Source organism: Vibrio sp. LB10LO1, assembly GCF_010092875.1.
Classification (GTDB): Bacteria; Pseudomonadota; Gammaproteobacteria; order Enterobacterales; family Vibrionaceae; genus Vibrio; species Vibrio campbellii.
In genome coordinates this window covers 1-12,493 of sequence record NZ_JAADJW010000003.1, presented here as the reverse complement: position 1 = coordinate 12,493, position 12,493 = coordinate 1, and the positions used below count along the sequence as shown (strand labels likewise).

General features: G+C 39.4%; 17 protein-coding genes. 2 read left to right on the top strand and 15 right to left on the bottom strand.

Going from position 1 to position 12,493, the window contains the following annotated elements; genetic code table 11:
* Positions 1–403 precede the first annotated feature (403 nt).
* The 3 genes from GXP65_RS25195 to GXP65_RS02935 form a co-directional block, all read right to left on the bottom strand.
* Entirely contained in the window at positions 404–736 is a 333-nt protein-coding gene (locus GXP65_RS25195; RefSeq protein ID WP_228286563.1) for a tetratricopeptide repeat protein, read from the bottom strand.
* Positions 737–902: 166 nt separating this feature from the next.
* On the bottom strand, positions 903–1,565 hold the full coding sequence (locus GXP65_RS02940) for a peptidase E (protein WP_162091949.1): 663 nt from the start codon (positions 1,563–1,565) through the stop codon (positions 903–905).
* Positions 1,566–1,579: 14 nt separating this feature from the next.
* The gene (locus tag GXP65_RS02935) at positions 1,580–2,161 is read right to left on the bottom strand and encodes a DUF1287 domain-containing protein (protein ID WP_045384062.1); all 582 of its coding nucleotides are present in this window, start codon (positions 2,159–2,161) and stop codon (positions 1,580–1,582) included.
* Between the two features lie 550 nt (positions 2,162–2,711).
* Between GXP65_RS02935 and GXP65_RS02930 the strand changes: the two genes are divergently transcribed.
* Positions 2,712–2,942, top strand: a complete 231-nt coding sequence (locus GXP65_RS02930) for a PAS factor family protein (protein WP_005433781.1) — start codon at positions 2,712–2,714, stop codon at positions 2,940–2,942.
* A gap of 85 nt (positions 2,943–3,027) precedes the next feature.
* Complete coding sequence (locus GXP65_RS02925) at positions 3,028–3,735, top strand: SDR family NAD(P)-dependent oxidoreductase (protein ID WP_162091948.1); 708 nt, start codon at positions 3,028–3,030, stop codon at positions 3,733–3,735.
* 213 nt (positions 3,736–3,948) lie between these two features.
* On the opposite strand, the gene GXP65_RS02920 is transcribed toward GXP65_RS02925, so the two are convergent.
* From GXP65_RS02920 to GXP65_RS25110, 12 genes are all read right to left on the bottom strand, one after another.
* Complete coding sequence (locus tag GXP65_RS02920) at positions 3,949–4,359, bottom strand: hypothetical protein (RefSeq protein WP_162091947.1); 411 nt, start codon at positions 4,357–4,359, stop codon at positions 3,949–3,951.
* Between the two features lie 244 nt (positions 4,360–4,603).
* On the bottom strand, positions 4,604–5,062 hold the full coding sequence (locus GXP65_RS02915; RefSeq protein WP_240334947.1) for a hypothetical protein: 459 nt from the start codon (positions 5,060–5,062) through the stop codon (positions 4,604–4,606).
* A 593-nt stretch (positions 5,063–5,655) separates the two neighbouring features.
* The gene (locus tag GXP65_RS02905) at positions 5,656–6,123 is read right to left on the bottom strand and encodes a hypothetical protein (protein WP_162091946.1); all 468 of its coding nucleotides are present in this window, start codon (positions 6,121–6,123) and stop codon (positions 5,656–5,658) included.
* A 5-nt stretch (positions 6,124–6,128) separates the two neighbouring features.
* Positions 6,129–6,548, bottom strand: coding sequence for a hypothetical protein (locus tag GXP65_RS02900; protein WP_240334945.1), 420 nt, complete (start codon positions 6,546–6,548; stop codon positions 6,129–6,131).
* 520 nt (positions 6,549–7,068) lie between these two features.
* Positions 7,069–7,479: a hypothetical protein gene (locus GXP65_RS02890; protein WP_043883645.1), complete on the bottom strand. Its 411-nt coding sequence runs from the start codon at positions 7,477–7,479 to the stop codon at positions 7,069–7,071.
* A gap of 146 nt (positions 7,480–7,625) precedes the next feature.
* Entirely contained in the window at positions 7,626–8,114 is a 489-nt protein-coding gene (locus GXP65_RS02880; RefSeq protein ID WP_162091944.1) for a hypothetical protein, read from the bottom strand.
* Positions 8,111–8,563 (bottom strand): hypothetical protein, encoded by a 453-nt coding sequence (locus GXP65_RS02875; RefSeq protein ID WP_162091943.1) that lies wholly within the window; start codon positions 8,561–8,563, stop codon positions 8,111–8,113. The genes GXP65_RS02880 and GXP65_RS02875 overlap by 4 nt, the downstream gene beginning before the upstream one ends.
* Before the next feature lie 234 nt (positions 8,564–8,797).
* Positions 8,798–10,171, bottom strand: coding sequence for a hypothetical protein (locus GXP65_RS25180; protein WP_162091942.1), 1,374 nt, complete (start codon positions 10,169–10,171; stop codon positions 8,798–8,800).
* 190 nt (positions 10,172–10,361) lie between these two features.
* Entirely contained in the window at positions 10,362–10,856 is a 495-nt protein-coding gene (locus tag GXP65_RS02860; protein WP_052437393.1) for a hypothetical protein, read from the bottom strand.
* Between the two features lie 3 nt (positions 10,857–10,859).
* The gene (locus GXP65_RS02855) at positions 10,860–11,297 is read right to left on the bottom strand and encodes a DUF5675 family protein (RefSeq protein WP_162091941.1); all 438 of its coding nucleotides are present in this window, start codon (positions 11,295–11,297) and stop codon (positions 10,860–10,862) included.
* A 285-nt stretch (positions 11,298–11,582) separates the two neighbouring features.
* Positions 11,583–12,080 carry a hypothetical protein gene (locus GXP65_RS02845; protein WP_162091940.1) on the bottom strand — a complete coding sequence of 166 codons (498 nt, stop codon included), beginning with the start codon at positions 12,078–12,080 and terminating at the stop codon, positions 11,583–11,585.
* A partial coding sequence (locus GXP65_RS25110; protein WP_205455431.1) for a DUF5675 family protein occupies positions 12,077–12,493 on the bottom strand: 417 nt, incomplete at its 5' end. The genes GXP65_RS02845 and GXP65_RS25110, both read right to left, overlap by 4 nt.

Here is a 12,493-nt window from a genome sequence, read left to right as displayed (position 1 = left end):
GACTAGCAATTAGAAACAGACTGATATTTAGTTCAATTACATCACCTCTTTCTAACTGGTCGCAAATCAGAACTAAAAGCGAAAACCTGCCATAAGCTGAACACTAACCAGTATAGGAATGGACCACGCTACAACGCTTCGATATGGCAACATATGAATGAGGAGAGACGGATGACGTTTCAGTTCCATCATTGGAAAATGAGTAAGCCAATGCTGCTCCGGGCTTGTAAAACATGCCCAAAAGCGTCGTGTATAAGGATGAGCACAGATAGCATACACGTAGCGGGAACAGATTGACCATATTCCTAGAAAGCCAACGAGCTCAACGAGGAAGAATGCTTCTAGGCTAATAGGTAACATGGAAGGTCCACTTAGCAATACAATGGCAATGAAAAGCCAAATCTTATGGTTCATATACGTTCCTTGTACTGTTCTTCCTTAACTCTTCCAATCCTTGAAGCGCTTTTAACGTCGATGACTCCAGAAGCGGCTTATCGTATTTTCGTCTGATGTTAAGTGCTTCATTAAACAGCGCTTCTGCCTCTTTCAATCGCCCCTGCTCTACATACAACTTGCCCAAATGCTGATAACTAAAGCTCAAATACAGCTCAGTAGCAGACGCCTGACTTTGTATGAACAAGCTTATCGCTTCATCATAGTCGCCCATGTACTGTTTTGATGTCGCCACAACGTGCAAAGCCCAAAACTGATGCTTGTTACTCAAAGCGCGTTTCACGACACGCTCTCCGATGTTTATTGAAGTTTGGTAGCTGCCTAGCACTCTTAAGCTGTCAGATAACAAAATCTGTTGCCATTGTAATGCCTTTGGCTGCCTTCGAAGCCAAAAGAGAAGACATCTGCTCCCGCTTCTGAACAGTCGAGTGAGCGCATCTAAGTTGGGTTTATCTCTTTGAAATCTCATCTTTGCCATTTCGGATTGTGACTTGAGCATTCTCATCGCTATATATGGCTTTGCTTGGATTACCATCGACAAAATGCAGTGCGGCATAATCACTGAGACCGTAGCAGGTCACATCAAGCTGACTATGGGCAAAACGCTCAAACAGGTCGTGCTTCTCGTCGTTCTCTACAAAATGAGCAGATGCTAAACCTTTCAAAAGACCGAGCCCTTTGATGATGGAGTAAGCCTCAGGATCGCTGTCGGTAATCCCATAATCGAACCAACAAATAGCACCTGCACTCATCCCGCAAAGTATGATGCCGCGGTTGTAACACTCTTTGAGAATCTCATCGATGCCCCATTCTCTCCATAGAGCCAACATAGAACGGGTATTGCCACCGCCAACGTAAATCACATCTTGCTCGAACAACTTGGTTCGCCAGCCTTTCTCTAACTTGAACAGAGGAAAGTGTGTGAGGTGTTCACTCAACTTAGCACTGTGGAAACGGGTGATGACATCTTCCGCATCCCCAGTAGCAGTTGAGAGATAACAGATTTTGGGGTTCTTCTTGCCCATTAAAGACAAGATGTATTGGTCGAGTTGGCTTGGGATCTCTCCCATCATCCAACCACCTCCGCCAAGAACGACGCAATGTTTTTGCAAAAGATGAGTTCCTTCTATTTTGGCTCAAACCGATAATGACCGGTTATAGGGTAATCAAACAACATATCCTCCAATACGACACCTCCTCCTATGTTGTGAACAATCAAAGGTCGTCGTTTGTCTGTCGATAAATCATCGGTAACGATACCAATATGAGGGAGGTTCCCGGGTAGCATCCACGTGACAATGTCACCAGGCTTGAAATTATGAACTTCACTTGAGATGGGTATTTCGGTTCCATGACGTTGAAAGAAGACCTGTAAATTGGGGACTCTGCGATGATCAATGTTTCTATCGGTACGGACCAAGCCCCAAATTCGTTTGGATGGATATGCAGAGAAGTTGTCTCTCATATCTTCATGAACAAGAACTTGCAGATCGACGCCTAATTTCCTGTAACTGCGTATAACCACATCAGTACAGACTCCGATATCAGCAGCGACATCGCCATTGGGATAGCTAATTTGGTAGTAGCTTCCATCATAACGAATGTCGTACTGAGTCCGTTGCTTCGCTGCATCAACCAATGATAACGTCGGCTCCGCAATAGCTGGCAAGGACACAAACATGCTCCACACAAGACTGAGTTTTTTCATAACAAATTAAATCCGTTTAATCAAAGTCAACTTAAGTACGTTGACGTACCATTCTTCAACCCTCAGAGGCTGTATTGCTGAATGATGTATTGGACGTCACCATACAAGGTCAAAAACCATTGCTTTTTAAACTGTGTAAACTCACCTTCAGAGTCAAATGCGCCAAATCTCTTTTTGTCTAATTTCAGACACGCCTCAAACTGAATGCATGTGATGAAGTGGCAAAGCCTGAAATAACCATGAATGGATGCAACACTTGCGGCACCATACTCTGCTCTAAAATAGCATCACTTAAGGCCACAAAATATGGTTACCCGAAATACGTAGACAACGGATAAACGGACAGTTCGACATTCCTACCAGATAGCAAACTGAAAATATCAACACCTTCTATCTTAATGATTCTAATGGTATTTTATGTTTATCTCGAATTGAGTTACTTCGCATTGCGAATTTATATCAGACCGTTTTTCTGTGATTGGTGCTTGTTAACTTCTAACTGCAATCGAATAAAATACATATGCACCCCGTGCAATAAAAAAGGAATTATATGAAAACGCTTATTTATGACACGCTTGTCAACCTTGCTAACCAAGAACCTGAACACCACGCAAAAATCCGCCAAAACCTTTATGAACAGTTGGATTTACCATTTGATAAGCAGCTTGCTCTCTACGCATGCGCACTTGGCCCAGCCAGCTCTGGTAAATTAGAAAGCCGTCAAGGTATCGACAATGCGGTAGACAGTGCGATTAGATTATTGACGACGCCTGAACGTTAATTAGTTTCGCACTACCAACGGCTCAACTCCCCTATGAGCCGTTTTAATTTTTACATCCTCTAATCACATCACTTAGGGACACACTATGTCTAAAGTTGCCATCATCACCGGCGCTAGCCGCGGGATTGGAAAAACCATTTCTCATTACTTCGCCAAGGAAGGATACACTTTGGTGTTACTTGCCTTAAATACAAAAAATCTTGAACAGGCTCACACTGAGCTGAAGGCAAAGTATCCCTCGTGTCTAGTTGAGACAGTGTCTGTCGACTTCAATAACCCTTCTGATGTTGAATCAGCTATCAAGTCCATTATCGAAATGCATGAAAACATCGACGTTTTGGTGAACAGCGCAGGTGTCTTGGCCGCCGGCAATACGGACCTCTCGCTAGCTACGCTCTCTGAGTTAGTAAACGTCAACCTGCTGTCGACAATCACGGCTTGCAATTTAATTGCTGAAAAGATGAAACAGCAAGGGTATGGAGAAATATATAACCTTGGCTCTACGGCTGGTTTAGTTCCAGTCCCTAAGATTGCTGCATATTCTGCGACAAAAGCTGCGATGGTAAGTTACAGCCAATCACTTTATCAGGAGCTGCTTCCTTTTGGAGTTAAGGTATGCTGCTTATGCCCTAGTGTCGTAGATACCGATATGACCAACGATGGACGTATTGATAATAAGTTGAAAATTGAAACCCAAGATCTTGCGAAAGCACTCGGTTTTGTTAGAAGCCTATCTCCAGGCGCTGCAGTAAACACGCTCTCCATCCGCTGCAGTGTGATTGACTTAGAGTAATTGGTTGCTGACAAAGAAGGTAAGAACTACTAACGAAAACCAACCGCATTCTTTTGTACTCAGCAAGGCTTACGTAAATACATGCTGAGTACCTACTCTGGGGTTTAGTTATCTCCATGTGTTCACACAAGACACCAACAGAGTATATTCATGCGCATCGGTAGAAAATATCGCATCTTCAAACTTGATACTAAGTGTGCACCGACGATGCCCCTAGTGCTCACCTCCAACACCAATATATAGACTAATCATTTCATGTAACACCGAATTTTTACTATATTCCCGTGTTCCAGATACCTCTATAGTTGAGAATTTTGAATCAACCACAAGTTCAAGTTTTTCACTATCATAGAACCATATTGAAAAAAAGTCTGGGCTAACTGTTAATTGATGTTTATCTTTAACACCATCTAGTATTAGACCAACTCGTGATTTTAGCTTATCTAAATTTAATTTTCCTGATTGATAATTGACCACATTGTTATTCATTAGACAGTATTTATTTTCAAATATTAACTGGTCTCCATCACTAAAAGTGTAATAGTGCCTTATTACTTTCTCATCACTATCTGTATCAATCCCCTCATAGACATAAAATGCAGAAGAGCCTTTGATCAATGGCATGAAAGAGATTTCATCACAAGCACATGAATAAAATGGACTTAAAGCCAAGCAAAAGATCAATATGAAGCTGGATATTCTCATCAATCAAACCTCGTGATTTTTTTGCATTAGGACAACTTCTATATGCCAACATTTATTTGACTTCCCTGTTTCATCAATGAAATTATTGATATATCCGTCTTCTGTTAATGCTTTCAAAACAGCCGTAAACTTTTGCACAGAAAAAACTCTCTATTAGAAGCTCTTATAGAATTAACACCGATATCAATAACATTGTATTTCTTATAGCCTTCAACAGTTGTACAATGCTTTGAAACCTTTTACCATCTCTAGCTAATAGTTCTATTTTTTCTTTCATTAATCTTATAACTTCATGTTTGTCTTTTTTTGAATCACTATTATACACATCAAGAACAGCGTCGCCATTTTTACCATACAGCTGTTTTTGTTTTTTCAAATAAATTCTAGCGTTTCTATACATTATTGACGCTTGCTCTTCAGGAAATCTTAATGTACTAGTTATTATCGCACACTTTATTCCAGCTTGTGCTAACGCCAACCTAATAACATTAATAGAATAACTACTTACTAATCTTTTATCGCTAGGGAGTGATGATTTATAGATAACAGAATAGTCTTTAGTTGACATATCCCAACAGTTGCCCTGTCGACTCATGCTCGTTACACCTCCATGCTTACGCATACCACCTCACTCACTAAAACCAACGCATAGTAAAAATGCCACGCGTGGTGAATCCCTCTTGAGCAATTTGTTATGTGAAAATGCAAAGTCAGTACCCAATATCTAGAATCAGAAGCAACGTTAATGAAAAAGTAGACCAGTACCATATGCTCGCGTTCCATTGACGAACTATCAAAGTTTGGTAAAGCAAAGCGACAATAAATACTAGCTCTAGAAAAAGCTGGAAAGGAAAGATTAACAATGAGAAAACCATCCCATACCCAGAAGCTTGACCTACTTCGCTAGGATTACTCATTACACCGTCGATAAAATACTCAAAATATAAGTAAATGAAATGGTTCAGTGTTAGTGCAACTAAAACAAACCTCACAATGATCACGCTCCAAACTTTTGGTTTGAAAAAGTATTTAGTCCATATAAGGGACTGTCGAGCATCAAATCTTTATAAACTCGACGTCAATCTCAGTTTTGTTCGCATAACTCCAAATTAAGGTGTGAGCAACGCTATACCGATCTCCCTGTAAGCCCCTTAATCACATAAACCAACACATAGTGACAATGCCAAGCGTTGAGAATCACTCTTAAATACTTTGTCAGGTTTCTGCTTTTGGCGAGCCTTGAACATGTAAAAAGCTACTAAACACGTTTTTTCGGGTGACCCCCTTTGGTTTAGATACGAAAGGAATGATCATTTCTGCCTTGGATAATACTTTTATATTCCAGAGTGTATCCCCTATAAACGAAAATGATATTGAGCCGTCTTTCTGAAGGGTCAGTTCTTGTAAACACCCTGTTGAATAAGCACTACCTATATACAAGTAATCGATCAGCTTTGCATTAAGATCAAACAAATATACTCTCAGCGTTTCTTCATTAAGGATGTCATCAGTGACAAAGATAACGTAACAGTTATCATACTTTACGCCATATTCTACTTGTGCACCTTTGACAAAAGAATTTGCGGGCCTGCCTTCAATAGCCAGTAAGATCTTGTTAGATATGTACTCACTGCCTTTCTCAACGTCACGTATTTCCAATTTATCTTTTGATAACAGTTCCATATCAACTACCACGCAATACTCACTCCAAATGCAGTTAATGTTCCACCTATAAAAGCCCCCACACTTACACATACTGGAGCTCCCGGACCACAAGCTAAACCTGCTATTGCCCCTCCTGCAATACCGCCGCCAATTCCAGCACCTGCAGCTAAAGCCTCGCGGCCAGCTGTCTCAAGTTTGTTTTCAGAAGTGGCAATGGTGTACACAGAAAGACCGATAGATAAAACAATCAAACCGCGTCCTGCACTTGAAATATTTTTCATTAGCCTATTAACATCTGGATTAGACTTGCCAGATGACTTTACGATTTCCGAATACACTCTGTTATTTTGTTCGACAGAAAGATCGTTGAAGTGCTTGGTAAGATAAATCTCGTTTGTTTTCTTCGCGACCAGTTCATTTAGCTTTCTACCTTTACTTTTCAACTGCTGAGCATATGCGTTTCCGACAGGGGTACTCTTCCCCCTTATAATCTCCATAATTACGTTTCGAGTTTCATTCGCCTTTTTTGCAGCTTCCTTCCAACTAATTTTTCCTTGTTTTACTTCTAACTTTAACTATTCAGAAAAACGCTTTATTTGTCCCGAGTAAAGCTACCTAGCTTCCGCATCTACCGCCATATGGAGGCCAACATTCACTGCTTGTGCTTCTAAAGCTTGAATCGCAGCCTCAAACTCTCTTTTGTCCTGAATATTTTGCATATTGAAGTCCCTGTCATAGCAACCCCAACAATATGCACCCCACACGCTCACTGTAAAGAAACAAATATGAGACTTCTTACGTGCTCTAGATATTAGCAGAAAACCTAACGCCCAATTAAGGTGTGAGGCGCGCAATACCAAAGCCGCCGCATACCACCTTAATCACCAAAAGCAACGCATAGTAAAAATGCCACGCGTTGCGAATCACTCTTGAGCAGTTTGTTAGGCATCTTGTCACCACAAACTACTTACCCGTTTTGCTCCTAATTAACTTCCAAAATGAAAGCATGAAAATAGCCAACGAGAAAACAATATGAAGCGTTGGTATGCTTCTAGACCAGACATCAGACTCTACTAAATGAGAATCAAATTCTTTGCCACACAAATGATGACCTTCAAAGGTTGTTTCAATTACAAAAGGAGCCCAGAAATAAGTTACTGACATAGCAACTAGCAAAGCAGTTAAAGGCGTAATCCATATAAATTTTGAACCTCTATTTTCACGAAGAAGCCTGAGCATAATGACAATGAACAGCACTGAGCCAGACATTATCGAAGCATAAAAACGCCCATCATCTCCCTGTGTGCACGTACCAGAAACTGCACCAAGCGAAACCAAAAGGCCATACAATAGTATCAATATCGAGCTGTACATTTGTAACCTTTGATGCCTAACGCCCTGCTAAGGGTTGAAGCAACGCAATGCGAAAGCCGCTGCATAGCACTTCTACACCAAAAACCAACGCATACCAAAAATGCCACGCGTGCTGAATCACTCTTAAATGCTTTGTTATGCAACACTTACATGTCAGCAACCGATTCGTAGAATGCTAATACGTCAAATGGCTTACTGAAAAAACTGCTGTTTGTTAAAAACGTTTTGATTTCCCCACTTAAAGCATCAAATTTAGCTTGGGACTCTGTATTAAACGGAAATGTCATCTTCTCCGTCGCTTTAACTAATTCCAAAGTACTCTGACGCTTAGCATTGTTTTTTGCAATAAGCATACTGTACGCCAGTTCTTTTTTCTCGCTAAAACTACAGCGTTCAATCGCTAAATAATTAATATGAGCTAATACCGGAGTAAGTTCCTTAAGTCTTTGCTTTGCAAATTTTAAGGTCTCTTCATCGGGTTTATTTTTCGTTGAGATCTTACTACAAACGGCTATCCGAGAACCCAAAGCATCTATTGAATTATTTAAGTCAGTGAATAGCTTATCTTCAACACTTTGATCTGCATTGGAAATAATTGAAAATACCATCAAAAAAAATGTAAGAGCTATTCTCATAATTTACACCCATCAGATATAGCTTTCCAAAACCTGTACTGCTTTCTGTCTGTTACATGCTCTAAGGCTTGTTCCGTAGCAATGTTTTCAATTTGTCTAAGCTTAATAACGGTAAGAGAGCTGTAGGATTTGAAGTAATACTCCCAGTTTGCTTGGGTTATATTCCACGCAGTTTGTCCTGCATCAGAAGAAACACCTCTACCGACTGCAATACTAACATCTCGTGCTTTATGCATAGTATCGCTTGCTGGAATTGCAGAGATAGCTTTGGTTACACCACTACTCCCTGCTCCTTTGACTACATTTCCACCAAAGATATTAATTAAGTTTCCAAGTGAGATAAAGAATTGCGCACTTTTCTCCAATTCATGTAGCTCATTTATTCTGTCTATCGCGGCTAAGCTTTTATCATCGAAAACAACGCCGACAATTGCTGGACACTTTTCCATGTTTAACTTCCTCCATATGAATAATGAAGCACATCTTACAGCAGTAGAAAGTGAAAACTTGTAGCATATGTGTGAATAGGGACGAAGTTCGAAATGTTCGTGTTGCATAACGCCCTGCTAAGGGGTGAGCAACGCAATACCGAAGCTCCCGCATAACACCTTAACCACTAAAACCAACGCATAGTAAAAATGCCACGCGTGCCGAATCACTCTTGAACAGATTGTTATGTGTAATTATCTCACACGCCCTGAAGCGATTAGGTTTTTTAATTTCTCTGTTTTAAACCCATGAAAGTCCAAATAATAAATCAAGTCTCTAAATTTAATTGAAGATATGCTCTCAGTAGAATTGAGTTCAATGATTGCCTCTACTAGCAATTCTGAAAATACAGCATCATTTGTCTCTTCAAGCATAATTATCAGCCCATGGGTATTCTCCTGCAAAAATTCTTCACGCCCATCACTTAATTGAAGATAATACCGATAGAAGTCTACACATGTAGTTGATTTTATTCTTTTTGATAGAATAAGGTCGTTAATGCCACCAAGAACAATCGAGCGATATTCTTGCAATAGCGATGCAGGTGGTTGAAAATTTGCTTCGTTCAAATAGGCTTTCGTTGCTTGATCGCCACGATTAAGATGTTGTAAGACATCTTCCCACTCCTCCGCGTAGCAAGAAACTCCAATATATGCAGCGATAACTTTTGCTGTAAGTATTCTTAGAAAAACTAAAGGATACAATTCTGTAGTTGATAGCGGGAAAAAAGGCTCAACTGGAAATATTGCTTTTTCATAAAAAACTTTTCTACCGTGAGCCACACTATTTCTAGCCTCAATTAAGTTTTTTATCCAGTATGCGGTACGCTCCTCATATAATTCATATTTTTTCAAGTAAAAGCAGATCTTTGCATATGCTGATATATCTTTTTCCAATACGCTGGACAGTAATTTGGCTTTTGCAACAGCTTCACTTTCTGATGCAACTTGCGAAAGAGACAATATATCTTGATTATAATGTAAGCAGAATTGTTCCAACATAACTTTAGACTTTTTAGCCAACTCTTTAGCACATAAATCACCCAAGAGTTCTAAAACATGAAAATATGATAATGTCGCTTCATAATTGTACAAGAAGCTTACTTCCGTATCTTTTTCCATATACCTAGCTTTACGCCAACGGTCTAGTAAAGAAAATATTAGCGCTTTCTCATGTGGTCTTGCATGTTGAATCCACCCTAATACTTCTTCCAGTTTGTCGGTTTTATCAACATTATCAAGAATGAACATATTGCTTACTGATAAATCCCAATTACCCTCGATACGCTTACACTCTGACGAAGATCCAAAAACATCGAAAGGCTCATCTATCAAATAGGAAACAACCCCTAATATACTTAGATACTTTGCCCTCACAAAAATAGGAGCATCAGACAGTGATTCATAGTCTTCACACTCAAATTCGATCGTTATCATCAAGTAACCAAATTCATTGGTTTCCTCTTCATCGATCGATTGGACAGTTTCAACAATACAGTTGTCTAATGAAAACGAAAGATTTATTTCTTGCTCTAACTCAATAAAGTACCGAGATATACATCTAGCCATTATTACTACCAAATCAATTACACTGGTGTACCCCACAAAAAGTAGACAGTACATAACTACATACTTTCGTACTCAGCTGGGCTGACATGCCCCAACGATGGTGCCAAAAATGCCAAGCGTTGGGAATCACTCTTAAATGCTTTGTTAGCTTTCTGTTCGAAACACTACAACTCAATTTTTAGCAGACATATTAATCTACGCTTCGGATTGAAATTCCCTCAAGTCGTTCAAGTAAGCTCTCGCCATAAGGAGCTAGCGCTACTTGCGGATTTGAGTTCATATATAAACTCAAAGCACGAACAAGATCTTCTTTAGCATGAGATAATTGTTCAACTTCTCCTCCATTGAAATCCGTAAAAACTATTCCTTGTAATTCATTTAACCATTTTGAAAACGAATCGGGCTCTGATGAAAGCACTGCTAGCGTAATATAGGTATGATGAGTCAAGGCAACTAACAACAAAAGGGACACCTCTCCAGAAACAGCACCATCCCTGTGAACCCATATTTCACCCAGAGTATTTATTGTAGGGACAACTATTTTCGATTCATCACTTTCCAAGTGTTCTTGAATTACAAAATAATTATTTTTCATCCAGAGAAGGTTGAGCTCTGTACGTGGGGTAGATGCGATAACAGAACTTGAAAACATTAGAAAAATTAAAATCACAATATTTTTTAACATGAATCATTTCTCCAGTTGATTTGTTACTCTAATCTCAATTTCTTTATACTTACCAATCTCTAAAAAAATTTCTTTTAACGCCAATTTACTATTGCTTACATAATAATGAGAATCTTTTAACACTCCCCAACTTTTACCAGGCATTAGACAGCCTTCCGTATTTTTGTGATAATTGCCTGCGTGAATCAAAACATAAGTCCGTCCTGGAACATTTTTTAATTCGTACACATTTTTATATTTGGTACCACTAAATGGTTCCACTTTGTATGTACCAGCCGAAATTCTTTTGTCCGAACCCTCAACTATAGAGTCAGGACCTCCTGGTTCGAGAACAAACCAACTCTTGTCGATACCTTCAATAGTTAGTTTTCCTAACGTTGTCTCTCCATACTGTTTTATGCGTCTGAGATTTAATATTGCTTTGATTTTTTTGCCAGTCATTTATTCTATCCTCACATTAAATTGAGGAAATACTAGCTGAAATAACTCAATTACATGCCTCCAAGAGTCCCTTTTTCGGCAAGTATCAAAGCAACATTGTACTTGACAATTCTAACTCTTACATTTAACGATTGGATTGATAAAGCTAACGCCGCATTAAGGTGTGAGCAACGCAATACCGAAACCACCGCACACCACCTTAAACACTAAACGCAACGCATAGTAAAAATGCCACGCGTTGCGAATCACTCTTAAATGCTTTGTTAGCTGGCTGCTAGTACTGGCTTAATCTATCACGCTCACGTTTATAACCTCCAACCTTTCAATAAGTGCGTCAGCCATTGATTTTAACTTATCCGGCTGTTTTCTAGAGTAAGATTTCATTGTTGCTAATACATCAATTCTTAACTTTTCTAACCGATTCGCCTCATTGCCTGTATGGTCTGTGAACACCATCCCTTCTAGCTCATTTAACCATTTGTCAAAAGACTCTGGGCTTTCAGATAGTAAAAGTAGAGTATTCTGAGGCTCGACTTTTAGCGCAATCAACAATAAGGGAGAAACTTCTCCGGAAATAGCTCCGTCTCTACGTTTCCAAATTTCTACCAAAGAAAAAAGCGTAGGAACTATTTTCGAACCTTCTTTTTTTTCAAGATTTAATTCAATAGATTTGTAGTTTTCTATCATCCAGTTATGTAAGAGGCTTACTTCTGGCGTTTTAGCATACAGTAGCCCTGAGCAAAAAACAGACACAATCAAAATTGCCATATTCCTTATCATCATTGCTGCTCCAACTGATTAGATATATTTATGGTAATTTTTTTGTAGCTCGCGATTTCAGCAAAAATTTCTTTCAGAGCCGATTTGCTATTACCCACATAGTAATGAGATTTAGCCACACTCCCCCATGTTTTACCAGGCATCAAACACCCAAGAGTGTCTTTGTGATAATTTCCAGCATGGATTAGAATAAACGTTCTCCCCGGAACATTTTGTAATTCATATACATTAGGATACTTCGGTGAGCTATAGGGCCATAATTTGTAAGTCCCTGCTTTGATCCTTTTATCGGATCCCTCAGTTATTGAGTCTGGTCCTGCGGGCTCCAATACAAACCAACTTTTACTTACTCCCTCAATAGTGTAGTGGTTTAATGATCCCGGACACCAAGTTAGGTGGTAAAGTCTCCACCATAA

Excerpts from the sequence above, each read along its gene's own strand:
- GXP65_RS02845 (WP_162091940.1), bottom strand. The coding sequence starts at position 12,080 with ATGATGATAAGGAATATGGCAATTTTGATTGTGTCTGTTTTTTGCTCA.
- GXP65_RS02915 (WP_240334947.1), bottom strand. The coding sequence starts at position 5,062 with ATGCGTAAGCATGGAGGTGTAACGAGCATGAGTCGACAGGGCAACTGT.
- GXP65_RS02890 (WP_043883645.1), bottom strand. The coding sequence starts at position 7,479 with ATGTACAGCTCGATATTGATACTATTGTATGGCCTTTTGGTTTCGCTT.
- GXP65_RS25180 (WP_162091942.1), bottom strand. The coding sequence starts at position 10,171 with ATGGCTAGATGTATATCTCGGTACTTTATTGAGTTAGAGCAAGAAATA.
- GXP65_RS02905 (WP_162091946.1), bottom strand. The coding sequence starts at position 6,123 with ATGGAACTGTTATCAAAAGATAAATTGGAAATACGTGACGTTGAGAAA.
- GXP65_RS02925 (WP_162091948.1), top strand. The coding sequence starts at position 3,028 with ATGTCTAAAGTTGCCATCATCACCGGCGCTAGCCGCGGGATTGGAAAA.
- GXP65_RS02935 (WP_045384062.1), bottom strand. The coding sequence starts at position 2,161 with ATGAAAAAACTCAGTCTTGTGTGGAGCATGTTTGTGTCCTTGCCAGCT.
- GXP65_RS02920 (WP_162091947.1), bottom strand. The coding sequence starts at position 4,359 with ATGCCATTGATCAAAGGCTCTTCTGCATTTTATGTCTATGAGGGGATT.
- GXP65_RS02860 (WP_052437393.1), bottom strand. The coding sequence starts at position 10,856 with ATGTTAAAAAATATTGTGATTTTAATTTTTCTAATGTTTTCAAGTTCT.
- GXP65_RS02855 (WP_162091941.1), bottom strand. The coding sequence starts at position 11,297 with ATGACTGGCAAAAAAATCAAAGCAATATTAAATCTCAGACGCATAAAA.
- GXP65_RS02880 (WP_162091944.1), bottom strand. The coding sequence starts at position 8,114 with ATGAGAATAGCTCTTACATTTTTTTTGATGGTATTTTCAATTATTTCC.
- GXP65_RS02875 (WP_162091943.1), bottom strand. The coding sequence starts at position 8,563 with ATGGAAAAGTGTCCAGCAATTGTCGGCGTTGTTTTCGATGATAAAAGC.
- GXP65_RS02930 (WP_005433781.1), top strand. The coding sequence starts at position 2,712 with ATGAAAACGCTTATTTATGACACGCTTGTCAACCTTGCTAACCAAGAA.